Consider the following 15283-nt stretch of genomic DNA (forward strand, 5'->3'; position numbering starts at 1 on the left):
TTGATTGTCACTATTACTTGAAGCAATAGTTGCCCCCCGTGCAGACTGCCCGACCGTCCAACTACAACTAATAAAGGAATCTTCCGTGCGAACTTTTGACCTTATCCGCGACGCCGTCCTGCCCGAGTTCCGGGATCGGGTCGCCGACTACCTGATCGAGTACGAAAGCGTGCTGCGTGACGCCAGCGGCGACCCGCACGTTCAGCAGGCAGTGGCTTACCAGTTGCGCGGCTACCTGCGCGGCCTGAACACCACCCGCGTGCTGGGCATGGCCGACTGGGAAGAGCTGGACCGGCGGGTGGTGGCGACCTGGTTGAGCCCTGTTCAGGACGCTGCCGACGCCGATTGAGAGTCGCTACGCCGCCTGGTCCAGTCCTCAGTTCCCTGAGACATCCAGCACAAAGACCTTGATGTACGGGCGCTGCGGCTCGGGGACACTGGCCTCAAGCAGGCTCAGCATCTGCGCCGCGGTCTGCGGCACCACGCCCCCGGGGCCGGCACGCACCTTGGCCCGCGGCCCATGCCAGAACACACCGTAGATGCCGTAGCCACGGGCTCCGGGATCGGGGGTATAGAGCGCAATCAACTGATCCTGGATCGCGCTCCAGACGTCCTTGTGTGAACTGCGCTTGAGCTCGATCACCAGCTTGATGGGCCCGCTTTGCACCGCGATATCCACGCGTTTTTCATGGGCCATGTGCGCCTCGGGCTCGGCCGTGATGTGGCGCGCCTCCAGTCGCGGACGCAGCAGGCTCAGCAGCACGTCGCGGCAGCTTTCCTCCCATTTGGGGGTGCTGATCCGGCCCTTGACCTCGTTCCAGAAAAACTTGTGCACGTCGAGGTTGCTGCGCAGCAGGCCGGCAATCCCTTGCAGCTCATCCAGCACCAGCGCCTGCATTTGCTCGACAGTGCCGGGCAAGCCGTTGTTCAGGACCTGCGCCACCGCCTCCCAGCCCTGTCGGGTGTGCCGTGCGTCACGCCGCCGGGCGTCGTTGAACAACAGCGCGTGGTTCAGGTAGGGGCGCCATGAGGCCAGTCGCGGATGGCCTTGCAAGGTGCGCAGATGAATCCCGGAGTCGTCACACGTCTTGCTCGCCAGGTAACTGATCAGTCCGGCCATGAACTCATCGGCGTCCTCGGCCCCGGTGTTACTGGGAGCAAACCAATCGAAAGCCAGCGGTGTGGCCGGGTATTGATCGGCGACCAGGCGGCAGAAACAGAATGCCTGCTCGGCGGACAGGTCCATGGGGCCGTCGAATCCGCGCACCAGCCCGGTCAGGTCACGCAGGTACCAGACCACCTCATTGCGGGTGGCGGTATCGCTGGCTTCCAGTAACGCAGCGAAGGTCTCCAGCGACATCAACAACCCCAGGGTCATGATGAATGCCCGATGCTCCGGCGCTGCGCCGCTATTGAGCAACTGGCTGATGCAGGGGCCAAAGCGTTGCAAATCGAGGTGACGGCAAAACGGTCGTACCACATCGTACAAAGCCGTCTTGTCCAGCGACTCGGCGCTATTGAGGACCTGGAAGACCACATCGAGCTTGTCCGCCAAGGCGATCTGCCGGGTGACTTTCAACGACAGGCCACTGCGCTGCCTGAAATGGTCCGGCAGCACCAGAAAGTGCAGGACGATGCAATCGATATAGTCCGCGTACTGCGCTTGGCGAAAGGCTGAGAACCAGGCCTGCCCGGCGAGGGTCTCCCGTTCGATACAGTCGAAGATCACGAACCCCAGCAGGAAAGCGTCGCAGGTGAGCGGCGCCACAGCGTCTTCCAGTTGCTGGCGCAGCGCAGCAACCGCAGGTTGATATTCCTCGGGGCACGGATAGCCGCTCTCCTGCGCCTCGGCCTGTGGCTCGTCCTCGCTTGGCAGCTCTTGCTCAAGAAACCCGCAGCCCGCCAGCCCAGGATGGGTGGCGGCCCTGTCCAACAGGCCCCGGGCCGTCTCCGGGCGTTGCCGCAGCGCCTCGCGCAGTCCATTGAACAGCCACGGATACGGGTCGACGACGCCGGCATTGATAAACGCCAGCCATTGAAACACTCGGGGCTCGTCCAGCACGGCCACGGTGTCGAGATAACGCACCAGCAAGGACAGGACGAACCTGAGCACCTCGCCCCTGGCGTTTTCCTCAGCGGTTTGCTGCCACAGCTCGACCATGCCGTCCAGGCAAGCGGTCATCTCGGGCTCGGCCACCACCTCATGCAAGCCCCAGCGCACCAGCGAATCGTAGGCGGTCCGAGGGGCACCGGCGCCCTGACGGTACAGCTCCAGCAGCTGGCCATAGTGGATCTGGCCTGCCAGGCGGTGACTGAGGATGTAGCCACACAGGCTCCTGGCGTCCTTGTCGCCCACCAGGTCTTGATAAGCCTGGCGCACGGCCTGAGTTCCCGCCTCACCCCAGCGTGATAAGGCGTGCGCGGCGTAGGCGCGCTCATTCAGATGGGTGCCCGCAGCGGCCAGCAGCTGAGTCAACGGCTGCAACATCGCCGGTAGCGGTTGGCCGGCGCGCAACAGGTCCAAGAGCAGCAAGCGCAGCTCATGGGGCAGGCCCGGGTCGGACAACAAGCCTTGGAAACAGGGCTCCAGCCCCGGTTCGGTGAAGCCCGTGAGGTTCAATGCCGGAGCCTCCTGGCCACGGAACCAGGGATCGGCCAATGCCAGAGTGGCCAGCGCCTGCAGCAACTGGATCTTGCTCTGGGTGCTCAACGAGGCGGCATCGCCGTAGACCAGGATTCCATAAGGGTCCGCCTCGATGAACGGGCTGACCTGCGCCCCGAGAAAAACCGCCAGCCAGGCATGCACGCCGCGCAGGTACGAGGCCGGCTTGCCCTCGACACAGAGCAGCAGGCGAATTCTGCTCAACGGCAACCCGGCATGGAACTGCGCGGCGAGATAACGCGCCGCCAGGTACTCGGCGCTGGCCTTGTGGCCGTAGTCGAACACCCCGGGCTCGCGGGTCGAGGTAAAGACTCGGCTGGCCAGGGCCGCACGCAGCGCGGCAGTGCCGAATGCATGCAACTTGCGCAGGGGCGGATAGCACCGGTCGTAGCGCTCATCAGTGCTGAAACCGTCGATATCGGCCAGCAGGCGCAAGGCGCACAACAGGCCTGCCGCCTCCAGCATCTGCTGTTCCGAGAGTTGCGCATGGGGCTGACGGTCATCACGGTGCGCCGCATTGAGTTCGTCCAGCAGCAGCACGCTGGAACGCTCGAACAGCTCCCGGCGGGTCAGGGGCCAGTGGTCCCGGGCAACCACCTGGGCCAGCATCAGCAAGGTCAGCGGGTTGCCGAGCATGTCTCCCAGGCCGCGCTGCCGCGCCTGGTGCAGAAAGTCCTTTGGCGTCCCGCCATGCTGCTCCAGCACCTGCTGCTGTTCCTCTTCACTGAGCGCCAGCAAGTGCAGCTCTTGCACCTGGTCCTTTCCCGGAAAGCAGCTGGACAACAGCTTCAGGTCATTGAGCCCCGCCCAGTCGGCACTGCGACAGGCAATGCGTACCCGGCACGGCGGCAAGCGCCCGAGGTGGCGAATCAGGTCGTCGAAGGCGGGCCGGTCGCCGTACTGCGCACGATGCTCATCCAGGGCGTCGATGAACAAGGTGCTGCCCTCGGCGATCAGCGCGGGATCGCGCAACAGGAAGCTGCGCAGCGACATGGCCCGGCCGCCCGCGTGCTCGGCCCAATGATCGAACAGATGACTCTTGCCGGCTCCGGGATCCCCCAGCAGCACCAGGCAGGTCACGTCTTGAAACGTGGAAAAAGCGCCGGTGCGGCCATCCGCAGTGAAGACCATGCGATCAGTCAAAGCCTGTTCCTTACCTGGAAAGTCAATCGTCGAGAGTAGCGTCGCGCCTGCTGGCCTGCGCCGGCGGCAGAGAATATCTGCAAGCCGGGCGAATGTAACCCAATCAAGCGCATGGCATTCAGTCGCGCGCCTGTTGGCGCCCCCAGCCTGCCATGTATCCCCGCTGACAAGGGCGGATGCCCCACCCTATACTCCACGGCCTTTTGAACCTTTGGACACCAGAGACCCCCATGGCCCAACCAGACCTCATCTTCACCCCCGACCCGGACGCCGATTCCATCTCCTCCGACGTCGCCGCGTTCAACGGCATCCTGGTTTCCACCCAGATCCCTACCCGCGCCGATGGCAGCCTGGAACTGGGGGACATCACCCTGCAGAGCGAATGCACCCTGCAGGCGCTGAAAGTTGCCCTGGAACGGGCTGGCAGCTCCATGGACCGGGTCATGCACCTGACCATCTACCTCACCGACATGGCCGATCGCGCCGCATTCAACGAGGTCTACCAGCGTTTCTTCGCCAAGCCCTGGCCGGTGCGCGCCGCGGTTGGCGTGGCCGCCCTGGCGGTGGAAGGCATGCGCGTGGAAGTCACCGCAATGGCCGCCAAGGCCTGACGCCGCGGCTATAATCGGCGGCCCCGCGCAAGGCGTGGCCGCCACCTGGCAGCACACGGGTGCCGGGCACGCGTTTCGCCGCTACAATGCGCGCCTTGACCCTGATAAGCCTGACTAAAAAAACATGTCCTTGCCCAAACATCACCTGGAACTGCTCAGCCCTGCCCGCGACGTGGCCATCGCCCGCGAAGCCATCCTGCACGGCGCCGACGCGGTGTACATCGGTGGCCCGAGCTTCGGCGCCCGCCACAACGCCAGCAACGAGGTGGGCGAGATCGCCCAGCTGGTGGAGTTCGCCCGCCGCTACCACGCCCGGGTGTTCACCACCCTCAACACCATCCTCCACGACAACGAGCTGGAGCCGGCGCGCAAGCTGATCCACCAGTTGTACGACGCCGGTGTCGATGCGTTGATCGTCCAGGACCTGGGGGTGATGGAGCTGGATATTCCGCCCATCGAGCTGCACGCCAGCACCCAGACCGATATCCGTACCCTGGAACGGGCGAAGTTCCTCGACCAGGCCGGTTTCTCCCAACTGGTACTGGCGCGCGAGCTGAACCTGAAGGAAATCAGCGCCATCGCCGCCGAAACCGACGCGGCCATCGAATTCTTCATTCATGGCGCGCTGTGCGTGGCGTTTTCCGGCCAGTGCAACATTTCCCACGCCCAGACCGGGCGCAGTGCCAACCGTGGCGACTGTTCCCAGGCTTGCCGCCTGCCCTACACCCTGAAAGACGAGCACGGCGGCGTGATCGCCTACGAGAAGCACCTGCTGTCGATGAAGGACAACAACCAGAGCGCCAACATTCGCGCCCTGGTGGAAGCCGGCGTGCGCTCGTTCAAGATCGAGGGGCGCTACAAGGACATGGCCTATGTGAAGAACATCACGGCCTACTACCGCCAGCGCCTGGACGCCGTGCTGGAAGACCGTCCGGACCTGGCCCGCGCCTCCAGCGGCCGCACCGCGCACTTCTTCGTGCCCGACCCGGACAAGACCTTCCACCGTGGCAGCACCGACTATTTCGTCAGCGAGCGCAAGATCGACATCGGCGCCTTCGACTCGCCGACCTTCACCGGGCTGCCGGTAGGCACCGTGGAAAAGGTCGGCAAGCGCGACCTGCAAGTGGTGACCTTCGAGCCGCTGTCCAACGGCGACGGCCTCAACCTGCTGGTCAAGCGTGAAGTGGTGGGTTTCCGCGCCAACATCGCCGAAGCCCGTGGCGAGTTCGAAGAAGACGGCGAGAAGCGCTACCGCTACCGGGTCGAACCCAACGAAATGCCCGAAGCCCTGAGCCGCCTGCGACCCAACCATCCGCTGAGCCGCAACCTCGATCACAACTGGCAACAGGCCCTGACCCGCACCTCCGCCGAGCGGCGCATTGGCCTGTCGTGGCTGGCCCGCCTGCGGGAAGAACGCTTGGAACTGACCGCCACCAGCGAAGAAGGCATCAGCGCCAGCGTCGCCCTGGAGGGTCCGTTCGGTGTGGCCAACAAGCCGGAACAGGCCCTGGGGCAACTGCAGGATCTGCTCGGGCAGCTGGGCACCACCCACTACCACGCCACCGACATCAAGCTGGACGCGCCCCAGGCCTACTTCATCCCCAACTCCCAGCTCAAGGCGCTGCGCCGGGAAGTCATCGAAGCCCTGGACGCCGCGCGCATCGCCGCGCACCCGCGAGGCGCGCGCAAGGCCGAGAGCAACCCGCCACCGGTGTACCCGGAGTCGCACCTGTCGTTCCTGGCCAACGTCTACAACCAGAAGGCCCGGGACTTCTACCACCGCCACGGCGTGCAGTTGATCGACGCCGCCTTCGAAGCCCACGAAGAGCACGGCGACGTGCCGGTGATGATCACCAAGCACTGCCTGCGCTTCTCCTTCAACCTGTGCCCCAAGCAGGCCAAGGGCGTGACCGGGGTGCGCACCAAGGTGGCGCCGATGCAACTGGTGCACGGTGACGAAGTGCTGACCCTGAAGTTCGACTGCAAGCCGTGCGAGATGCACGTGGTGGGCAAGATCAAGGGCCACATTCTCGACCTGCCGCTGCCGGGCAGTGCCGCCGAGGCCGTCGTCGGCCATATCAGCCCCGAAGACCTGCTCAAGACCATCCCCCGCGCTCCGCACTGAGTGATGGACCGGCGCCGCCCTATGCGGTGGCGCCGGTTGTTTCACCCTGCAGCCGCTCATTCAGCACCTGCTCCAGCAGCGCAAAAAAGTGCTTGATGTGCGCCTGCTTCAAGGCTTGAGGCCGGGTCACCAGATAGATGTCCAGCGCGGGCAGCGCCAGTGATGCAAAGAGTTCGAGCAGATCGCTCGCCAGTATCCGCGGCATCACCGCTACGCCCATTCCACGCCGTACCGCCTCGACCTGAGCGGTGAACGAACTCACCCTGATCTGCCGGCCCTCAAGGCCTGCGGCCTTGGCCGCGCGCATTGGCGGCAGGTTGTCCAGGGGTGGCAACAGGCCGATGGTGGTGGCCGTGGCCGGAGTGATCGCCGGGCACTGGCGCACCAGCTCGGCACTGGCAAACACCCCGTACTGCAGCTTGCCCAGCGCACGATAGATCAGCGAGGGCTCGCCCAGATGCGCCGTGCGCAGCGCAATATCCGCCACCCCACGGGTGAGCTTGTGAAACTCGGCGCTGACCTGCAACTCCACCGAGCACCCTGGGTGCACCGATGTCAGCCGATGGGCCGCCTCAAGCACGCACGAGGCAAAGCCCTCCCCCGCACTGACCAGAATACTGCCACGCAACTCGCTCGGTGACTCGGGGTTGCAGGGTGCGCTTTGCCGCCTCAGCCCTTCCTCCGCCGCCAACGCGACTTCCACCAGCGCCTGGCCGCGAGGCGTCAACCAGCAGCCCTCGACGCCTCGCTCCAGCAACGGCTCGCCAAGGGCCGCCTCCAACTGGCTCAAGCGTCGAGACACGGTCGACGGCGCCACGTTCAAAAGCTGGCCAGCCTGCAGAAAACTGCCCCGTCGCCAGACCGCCAGCAACAGACGCAGATCGTCCCAATTCGCTTCCAAGGCCCTACTCCCCACACATTGCGTTGCTGTCCATCACGTCTTTGGGTATTGCTTCTTTGGCCATGGCTTCCCTGCCTGCCGCTTTGCAAATTCGCAAAGCCATTATGCAGGAGTCGCGGTTTTTCGGTGGTGCTGGCCAAGGTATATCTAGCGCCTTCGAAACCATGGAATGGACTGTATGAGCAACCCCCGCAAAGACCCCGCGCCAGCCGCCGAGAGCGTCTACCGCCCGGACATGCATGACACCTTTGTCACGGGCGCCACTGGCCTCCTGGGCAACAACCTGGTCCGCGAGCTGCTGGCCCGCGGCTGCAAGGTCAAGGCCCTGGTGCGCTCAAGGGCCAAGGGTGAACAGCAGTTCGGCAGCCTGCGCGGAGTGGAACTGGTGATCGGCGACATGGCCGATGTCGACGGGTTCGCCACCGCCTTGCATGGCTGCGACACGCTGTTCCATACCGCCGCGTTCTTTCGCGACAGCTACAAGGGCGGCAGCCACCGCCAGCAACTGCACCAGATCAATGTCCAGGGCACTCAGCGTTTGCTCGAGCGGGCCTACCGCGCCGGTATCCGCCGGATCATCCACACCTCGTCGATTGCCGTGCTCGATGGCGAGCCCGGCAGCCTGATCGACGAGAGCTGCCTGCGCGACCCCGCAAACGCCGATGACTACTACCGCAGCAAGATCCTCGCCGATCAGGCGTTGCTGGCTTTCCTCGACACTCATCCGCAGATGCATGCCTGCATGGTCCTGCCCGGCTGGATGTGGGGCCCCGGCGACCTGGGGCCGACGTCCTCGGGGCAGTTGCTCGACGATGTGGTGCACGGCCGCCTGCCTGGGCTGGTGCCCGGCAGCTTCTCGGTGGTCGATGCTCGCGATGTGGCGCTGGCACAGATCGCCGCCGCGCGCCACGGACGCCGCGGCGAACGCTACCTGGCAGCGGGCCGGCACCTGACCATGGCCGAACTGGTGCCGATCATCGGGCGCATCGCTGGGGTCAGGACACCGCAGCGTCAGTTGCCCGTGCCCTTGCTCTACGCCCTGGCGGGGCTGCAGGAGGCCTATGCGCGCCTGACCGGCAAACCGGTGCTGCTGAGCCTGGCCACCGTGCGCCTGATGCTGCGCGAAGCCGGCCGCAGCCGGTTCAACCCAAGCAAGAGCGAGCAGGAGCTCGACCTGAGCTTCAGAACCCTGGAACGCACCCTCAGCGATACCCTGGACTGGTATCGGAAACACCGTGGATCGGTTAAACAGGCACCCGCCAGGCACTCATCGAACAACATCGGCAAGGACGTAGAAACACCTTGAACAAAACCATCATCCTCATGCGGCACGGACAACCCCAAGGCATCGCGAGCGCGAGGATCTCCGCGCTCGACATGCAGGGCTGGATCCAGGCTTACGAGCAGGCATCAATCACCAGCCACCCGGCCCCGTCATCCAGCGTGCAACTGGCCGCCAGCGCGGCCCGGGTGGTTTCCAGCAATGCCCCGCGCGCCCTGGCGTCCGTCCGGGCACTTGGGCTGACACCGGCCCTGGTCGAGCCACTGTTCGGTGAAGCGCAACTGCCTTATGGCCGCTGGCGCTGGCCGCGCCTGTCGCCCTTTACCTGGGCGTTGATCCTGCGAATGCTCTGGGTGTGCGGCTACTCAGGGCAGGCCGAGTCTGCGGCCGCCGCCCGGCTGCGCGCAGCTCTGGCGGCCCGCCGGCTTCAGGCACTGGCCTGCGACGGCCCGGTGCTGTTGCTCGGCCATGGCTGGATGAACCGGCTGATCGGCAAGCAATTGGCCGCCACCGGCTGGCAGCGCCAACACAGCAACGGCAGCCGTTATTGGAGTGCAACCCTGTACCGGCAAGTCGAGGCCTGAAGGCCTCCGGGCCTTGCCCTGCCTGGTTCGGGCGGCGGAATCGCGCCCCAGGACAGGCACTGCAACCCCATCAGTACCCGGGGCAGCGTCAAGCGATTGAATTTAACGCTGCCGATTGCGGTCTATTGCGCGCCTCTTGTATGGCAAACGGGTATAGTTGCCGGCTTGCCTGGCGTGTCACGGACCGCAGGGGCTACAGGGTTTGCTCAGGACTTAATGGTTGCAGCGTGTTGGTAAGACTCTTATTGATTGCACTACTGCTGGCGGTATCGGCCTGCAGCTCCAATTCCTCCAGCCCTGGCGGCACTGCGCCGCTCAAGGCCGGTGAGTACCGGGTCAAGCGTGGCGACACGCTGTATTCCATTGCCAGCCGCAACGGCACGACGTGGAAGGAAGTGGCGCGGGTCAACGGCCTCAAGGCGCCCTACACCGTGGAAGTCGGCCAGGTGCTGCGGGTTGGCAACGCGCCCAAGACCACCCGGGTGGTCAGCAGCAAGTCGCGCAGCAGCAGCGCGAGCAAAGGCAAGGCCGCGCCTCCTGCCCCACCGATGCCCAAGGTCACCTTGCAAGGTTGGAGCTGGCCCCTGCGCGGGGTGCTGATCGGGCGCTTCTCGCCTACCGGCAAGCTCAACCAGGGCATCCGCATCGCCACCACCGAAGGCCAGCCGATCCACGCCACCCTGGGTGGCAAGGTGGCGTTTGCCGGTTACATGCGTGGCTACGGCAACCTGATGATTCTCCAGCACGGCCCTTCCTACACCAGCACCTACGCCTACAACAGCAAGCTGCTGGTCAAGGAAGGCCAGATGGTGATCAAGGGCCAGAAGATCGCCGAAGCCGGGTCCCAGGACACCGACCGGGCCCAGCTGTATTTCGAGATCCGTGCCAACGGCGTGCCCGTGGACCCGCTGCGGTTGTTGCCACCGGGTTGAGGGCGCCAGGACCGCTGCGCCCAGGGCCAAGGCACGTCAACGGCACCCGGGGCGCTGGCCTCTCGCATCATTGAGCGGAGGCCGCGCGGAGTCAGATACCCCGCAGTTCGTGCTCGATGTCATCGGGTTTGCCGCCCCACCAGCTGGGCGTATCAAGAAAGTCCGGGATTGCCACCTGCGCTTCAAGCTGTAACTTCAATTTCTTCAGGTGCACCCGCGTCTGCATGGTCGGCTCCAGCTGGCAGAGGGCTTGCCAAGCCAGCTGGATGTATTCCAGGTAGCGCGTGGCCTGCTCTGCGCAGGCAGCGGAAGACTTCCATCGATCAGTAAACGCGCCAAGGTAGGTCAAGGCATTCTTCGCCAGTACTTCCCTGGCGCCCAGGTCCTGGGTGCTCTCGACCAGCGCCTTCAAGGCGGCGCATCCTCGGTCTCTGCTGGCCTGCGTATACAGGGGGGAGCGCTCTTCGGTCAGTACCCACTTCAGCCGCGCATCATCCTGGATCAGTGCATTCGCTACGCCATTGGGCAAGGCGAACACTTGGATGGCACTGTGTATCAGAGGCTCCGCGAGCACCGTCCGCAACGCATCCACATAGTGCTCGTATACATGGCTAGCTTCCCAGGCAGGAACACGCAGTGTGCCTTGAACAGGCTCGGCATCCAGATACAGGCGCTGTGGGTCAGCGCACTGAGCGGCAATGATCGCCGCCAATCGCAGCTCTCGCTCACGGAGCGCTCTTTCCGGTGGGCTGCCGTCCTTCGAGACGCTCCCATAAAAGTTTCTGATAAAGCCGATACAAACGTCATATTCGCTGCGCGCCGTGGATATGGCGCCCTGAAGATCGGCCGTGTAACAGAACTCGATCAACCCCAGCAGCTCACCGGCACGGCTCAGCGCTCGCTCAAAGGCTTCCCGTGAGTAGAACGAGGTGGTTCTGCCCAACTGTTCGCCATACTGGAAATTCGCCATGTTGAGCATGGCGCTGGCCACGGCGACCTCACCTTCGTCGCTGCGGCTGGCCGCCTCCTGAATGAAGTCGTTGAGGGTCCGAGCGCTTGGGTATTCCCCCCAGGATTTCACCAACTGGGAAAACTCGGGAATGGTGAACTCCACCTCACGGACCGCCAGGCTCATCTCATACTCAATGTTTGCCAGGGACAGTTTGCTTCTGGCATGGCCCAGCTCTTCGACCAACTTCAACAGGCGCTTGTTTTTAACCTCGTCCTTGGGACTTTGCGCGGCGTTGAGCGCTGCTTGCTTGTGCTGCTCCTGTTCCTTGGTATTGCCATTGCCGAACATGCTGGCTCTGAAGGCCGAGTGGAAACCCAGCAAGTGCTCTTCAACCACCTGCGCCACCCTGGGTTCGGTCTCACGCAAGAGGGTCTGCAGGATGATCCCGCGCCAGTCCAGTTGGCCCTCCGCATGCCGATCAGCCGCCGCGCCAAACACCGACAAGCTGCGACAGATGCGCTTGGCCTGGCGCGGGTTGGCGGGAAACCACTCGGCGGTCTGCGCGATGGCCGTGTCCGGCAGGAATGGGCAGCAGTACTTCAGGTTCCTGGCGACCATTCGCTGCACCTGCTTCGGGCTGGGCTCGGGCAGGGTCACTGGCACGTCGATGATCTTGTCCAGGAAATGCTGGGCCGACTCGCCGAAAGCCTTGGAGTAGGAGCGCAGGGCCTGGCCCACGACCTCCTTGTCAAAGGCCAGGACAAAGACAAATCCCGGCCAGTCGAGAAGTTCGCGCAACGCCAGCAGGGTCGCCGGGAGCATCCGAGGATCGGCGCGGTCCAGGTCGTCAACAAAGACAATGATGCGCCTGTCGCCCAGTTGCTTGCGCAGGGCCTCCAGGTCACTTTTTTCCAGTTGCAGTATTTCGCTCAGTTTCTCGAAGACCAGCCCTGCGGCGCTGGCGGCCAAGGTCACGATTTCGCTGTAGCTGGCCGACTCGGGAAGCTTGAGGTCAGCGGTTTTATTGGCGGCCTTTTCCAGGATCTCGGCGATTTTTTTCGACTGGCGCTTGGTCCAGTGCTTGAAGGGTTCGCCAATACCGCAACGTTGCAGGGCGTCCGCCAGCGCCAGATAGAACTGCACGATGAATTCCTGCTCGCCGCTGGTTCGCCACGCGGGAAGCCGCACCACGATGTCGTCCTTTTCCTCGGCAATCTGCTCCAAGAAATTCAACACGCTGGTCTTGCCGCTGCCCCACTGGCCGTACAGGCCAATTCGCGTCGACCAGCCCAAGGGCGTCGCGGTGATCATGCGGTAGACCAGCTTGGCCACCGGCCAGCGGTCCAGAAGGTCGTCCGCTCTTTGCGTGAGCGCCGCGTCGTGCCCGCCCGGGGCGGTGAAAGCCTGTGTTGCCGACATCTGTTTGCGTCCTTGTACCGGTTAGCGTTGCCCAGCCCTGCCTGAAGACCCGAAGTCCTATTGCCGCGGCTTGATGAGGTCGATGGAAATCATCTTGTACACGCCGCTGAAGGGGAGCCGAATGCTTGACGTCCACCGGGTAGCAAACCTTTAGTCAGCAACCTCGCCTGGCAGCGAGCCCTGGGGCCGGTCTTGCGCATCGTCAGTCCTTGAGCATGTGTGAGAGGCGCTCACTGTAGAGGCTTTATGGCATTTTTCCAGCCCCGCCCCTGCTTGCCCGGTCGCCGCCCCTGGCCCCCACTCGGCCTCGGGCGGTGCCTGACGGGTCGTTTGCCAATCCAGCCGGCGCTGCACCTTGAACAGTTCGGCATCGGTACGGATGCCGAGCTTTCTGAACGCTGCCTGCTTCTGTCCGCTGATGGTCTTGATGCTGCGGGAAAACTTGCTGGCGATCTGAGTGATGCGCAAGCCATCCAGAAAACAGCGCAACACCTCGTTCTCCTTGGGCGAGAGGGCTTCCAGGTTCATCAGCATCGAGCTGTCGGCGCCTGGCTCGGGCGCCGCACCGGGTGGTGGGTGATGCAGTTCGAAAGCCAGCAAGGGCGCCAGGTACAGGCGCTTGCTGGCCACGGTGCGAATGGCCGGGATCAGGTCGTCCAGCGATTGCGACTTGCCGAGAAAACCATTGGCTCCGACATCGATGATCTGTTTGACGAAGAACGGCGTCTCCGTGGCCGAAGAAACCAGGATCAGCAGATGCGGGTACTTGTTGCGCAGCAGGCGGATCAGGCGCAGGCCGTCCAGGTCGCATTCCTGCAACTGGTAGTCGAGCACCAGCAGGTCCACCTCGGTGTCGCGCAGGGCCGAGATCAGCTCGCCGCTGCTGGCATACAAACCCACCAGATGAAAATCCGCCACGCTCTGCAGTTGCAGTTTCAAGGCCATGCGAATCAGTGCGTGGTCGTCCAGCACCGCAATGCGCAGAAGCTTGTTAACGGCAAATGACATAGCGTCTCCAGAACGTTCAAGAGCGGGCTTCAACTGGCCTTGCCCGAGCGGCCCCGCCTCACGGCTCGGTGACAACCCCACAGGTTGCGGGCGGCCACTACTCTAAAACGCCCTCCGCTTCGCCATAACAAGAAACGTCTTGAAGTCTTCCAAAGATTATCTGGAATTGAATCCGTCGCTGCGCCGCCCTGCCCGCCCCTACAACGCGCTCTCGAGGAGACTCTGCAGCATGGCCTGAGGGTCGCTGCCAGGGTGGTCGTTGCCCACCGCGTAGTGCTCGCCGCGAGCCAGGCTCTGCAGCACATCGACGTAGTCCGGCAAAGGTTGCGTCTTCGACATCACGCCCTGCGCACCAAGGCTCTGCAGCGTTGAGGCGAGCTGCGGGTCTGGATAGTCCAACAGCACGAGCACCTTCAGGCCGGGATGGCGGCGGCTCAAGATCCGCACCAGCTGGCGGGGGTTGTCGTCGATCAGGTGCCCGATCATGAGTACGTCAAGCCGTTGCTGCTGCAAGGCCTGCAGTGTGCTGTCGAAGGTGTCGTAAGCGCCCACCAGATACAGCGCGGGCTGCCTGGACAGATGCTCGCACAGCCCGAAGCAGGCAATATCGTGTTGTTCCAGAACCCCTACCCTTATCTTCAACATTGTTTGGTCTCGCCCTCTGGCAAATGCTCGGCAGTCGCGCTGGAGGCACGGCGTGCCAGAAGGCCGCCCGCCACGCAGGGGCGTCCCATGCCTGCATGAATGAAACCGCAAGATAGGCGCTGCACACGGCTCGCGGCTCTAGGAATAGTCTCGAATTGCCGCTGACCGGCCATCGCCGCTCGTGGGGCGGGATCGAAGCAGCCGTGCTATTAGCAGGAATTTTCTTGGCAGCATGCAGGTTGCTTCCTGCTAGCCTGCCAGTGACATTCTGATGACCCTGAAGGGCTTATCCGGCATCATTTTCTGAATCAACCTCAGATTCCATCAAGGCGCCGACGGTTGTTGGTGGACTTATCACTTCGATATTTTGATTCTGGATAACCTGGCATGAGCAAAACTGTACTGATCGTCGATGATCACCCGGTAGTCTGTGAGGCTATTCGCAAGACCCTGGAGGCTCAGGGCTACAGCATTGTCGGAGAAACCGCCGACGGTATCAGCGCGCTGAGCATGATCGTGTCGCTCAAACCGGGGATCGTGATTCTGGACGTCAGCCTGGAAAAGATGGACGGCCTCACGGTACTCAAGCGCGTCACCCAGGCGAACCTCGATGTGCGAGTCCTGGTGTTCACCGCGCAGTCGGTCGACACCTACGCCATGCGTTGCCTGCAAGCGGGAGCCAGCGGTTTCGTGAGCAAGAACGAGCCGCTGACCAAGCTGCTCAAGGCGGTCGATACCATCGTCGATGGCTACGTGTTCTTCCCCAAGAAATCGATGCCGTTCACGGATAGCGGGCGTGGCCAAAACAGCCGCGATGCCCTCGCCGCGCTGACCAACCGCGAGCTGGAAGTCCTCAAGTTGCTGGCCGAGGGCATGACCAATCTTGAGATTGCCGAGAAGCTACACCTGAGTAACAAGACCGTCAGTGGCCACAAGATCAACATCCTGAGCAAGCTTGGGGTCACTTCGGTGGTGGATCTGGTGCACATCGCCAGGCAGAACGAGCTGGTTTGAGTAAC

11 protein-coding genes and 1 pseudogene are annotated in these 15283 nt (G+C 63.5%); 7 read left to right on the plus strand and 5 right to left on the minus strand.

The window, feature by feature from the left end:
- Window positions 1-85: 85 nt before the first annotated feature.
- Window positions 86-349, plus strand: a complete 264-nt coding sequence (locus tag LXM55_RS03470) for a hypothetical protein (protein ID WP_233318592.1) — start codon at window positions 86-88, stop codon at window positions 347-349.
- Between the two features lie 27 nt (window positions 350-376).
- Here LXM55_RS03470 and LXM55_RS03475 read toward each other — a convergent pair whose 3' ends face one another.
- Window positions 377-3805, minus strand: a complete 3429-nt coding sequence (locus LXM55_RS03475) for an NACHT domain-containing protein (protein ID WP_233318594.1) — start codon at window positions 3803-3805, stop codon at window positions 377-379.
- Between the two features lie 230 nt (window positions 3806-4035).
- Between LXM55_RS03475 and LXM55_RS03480 the strand changes: the two genes are divergently transcribed.
- Entirely contained in the window at window positions 4036-4416 is a 381-nt protein-coding gene (locus LXM55_RS03480; protein ID WP_233318596.1) for a RidA family protein, read from the plus strand.
- Between the two features lie 124 nt (window positions 4417-4540).
- Window positions 4541-6541, plus strand: coding sequence for a peptidase U32 family protein (locus LXM55_RS03485; protein WP_233318598.1), 2001 nt, complete (start codon window positions 4541-4543; stop codon window positions 6539-6541).
- A gap of 19 nt (window positions 6542-6560) precedes the next feature.
- On the opposite strand, the gene LXM55_RS03490 is transcribed toward LXM55_RS03485, so the two are convergent.
- Window positions 6561-7442 carry a LysR family transcriptional regulator gene (locus LXM55_RS03490; RefSeq protein ID WP_233318600.1) on the minus strand — a complete coding sequence of 294 codons (882 nt, stop codon included), beginning with the start codon at window positions 7440-7442 and terminating at the stop codon, window positions 6561-6563.
- Window positions 7443-7677: 235 nt separating this feature from the next.
- Here LXM55_RS03490 and LXM55_RS03495 point away from each other — a divergent pair, with 235 nt between their 5' ends.
- The 3 genes from LXM55_RS03495 to LXM55_RS03505 all read left to right on the plus strand — a co-directional run bounded on the left by LXM55_RS03495 (window position 7678) and on the right by LXM55_RS03505 (window position 10240).
- Window positions 7678-8748 carry an SDR family oxidoreductase gene (locus tag LXM55_RS03495; protein WP_233319045.1) on the plus strand — a complete coding sequence of 357 codons (1071 nt, stop codon included), beginning with the start codon at window positions 7678-7680 and terminating at the stop codon, window positions 8746-8748.
- Complete coding sequence (locus LXM55_RS03500; protein WP_233318602.1) at window positions 8745-9308, plus strand: histidine phosphatase family protein; 564 nt, start codon at window positions 8745-8747, stop codon at window positions 9306-9308. Before LXM55_RS03495 ends, LXM55_RS03500 begins: the two co-directional genes overlap by 4 nt.
- Window positions 9309-9535: 227 nt before the next feature.
- Window positions 9536-10240 (plus strand): peptidoglycan DD-metalloendopeptidase family protein, encoded by a 705-nt coding sequence (locus tag LXM55_RS03505; protein WP_233318604.1) that lies wholly within the window; start codon window positions 9536-9538, stop codon window positions 10238-10240.
- 91 nt (window positions 10241-10331) lie between these two features.
- On the opposite strand, the gene LXM55_RS03510 is transcribed toward LXM55_RS03505, so the two are convergent.
- The 3 genes and pseudogenes from LXM55_RS03510 to LXM55_RS03520 all read right to left on the minus strand — a co-directional run bounded on the left by LXM55_RS03510 (window position 10332) and on the right by LXM55_RS03520 (window position 14264).
- A complete protein-coding gene (locus LXM55_RS03510) occupies window positions 10332-12611 on the minus strand; it encodes a KAP family P-loop NTPase fold protein (protein ID WP_233318605.1) in 2280 nt (759 codons plus the stop codon).
- 306 nt (window positions 12612-12917) lie between these two features.
- Window positions 12918-13619 (minus strand): annotated as a pseudogene (locus LXM55_RS03515) (response regulator transcription factor); the annotation flags it as partial.
- A 198-nt stretch (window positions 13620-13817) separates the two neighbouring features.
- A complete protein-coding gene (locus LXM55_RS03520; protein WP_233318609.1) occupies window positions 13818-14264 on the minus strand; it encodes a DNA-binding response regulator in 447 nt (148 codons plus the stop codon).
- 387 nt (window positions 14265-14651) lie between these two features.
- Between LXM55_RS03520 and LXM55_RS03525 the strand changes: the two genes are divergently transcribed.
- Window positions 14652-15278, plus strand: coding sequence for a response regulator transcription factor (locus LXM55_RS03525; protein ID WP_233318611.1), 627 nt, complete (start codon window positions 14652-14654; stop codon window positions 15276-15278).
- The last annotated feature ends 5 nt before the right edge of the window (window positions 15279-15283 follow it).

It is taken from the genome of Pseudomonas sp. Au-Pse12 (assembly GCF_021341665.1).
GTDB lineage: Bacteria > Pseudomonadota > Gammaproteobacteria > Pseudomonadales > Pseudomonadaceae > Aquipseudomonas.

Bases quoted from the DNA above. Each gene is read 5' to 3' on its own strand.
- LXM55_RS03480 (WP_233318596.1), top strand. From the start codon at position 4,036: ATGGCCCAACCAGACCTCATCTTCACCCCCGACCCGGACGCCGATTCC.
- LXM55_RS03510 (WP_233318605.1), bottom strand. From the start codon at position 12,611: ATGTCGGCAACACAGGCTTTCACCGCCCCGGGCGGGCACGACGCGGCG.
- LXM55_RS03485 (WP_233318598.1), top strand. From the start codon at position 4,541: ATGTCCTTGCCCAAACATCACCTGGAACTGCTCAGCCCTGCCCGCGAC.
- LXM55_RS03520 (WP_233318609.1), bottom strand. From the start codon at position 14,264: ATGTTGAAGATAAGGGTAGGGGTTCTGGAACAACACGATATTGCCTGC.
- LXM55_RS03525 (WP_233318611.1), top strand. From the start codon at position 14,652: ATGAGCAAAACTGTACTGATCGTCGATGATCACCCGGTAGTCTGTGAG.
- LXM55_RS03495 (WP_233319045.1), top strand. From the start codon at position 7,678: ATGCATGACACCTTTGTCACGGGCGCCACTGGCCTCCTGGGCAACAAC.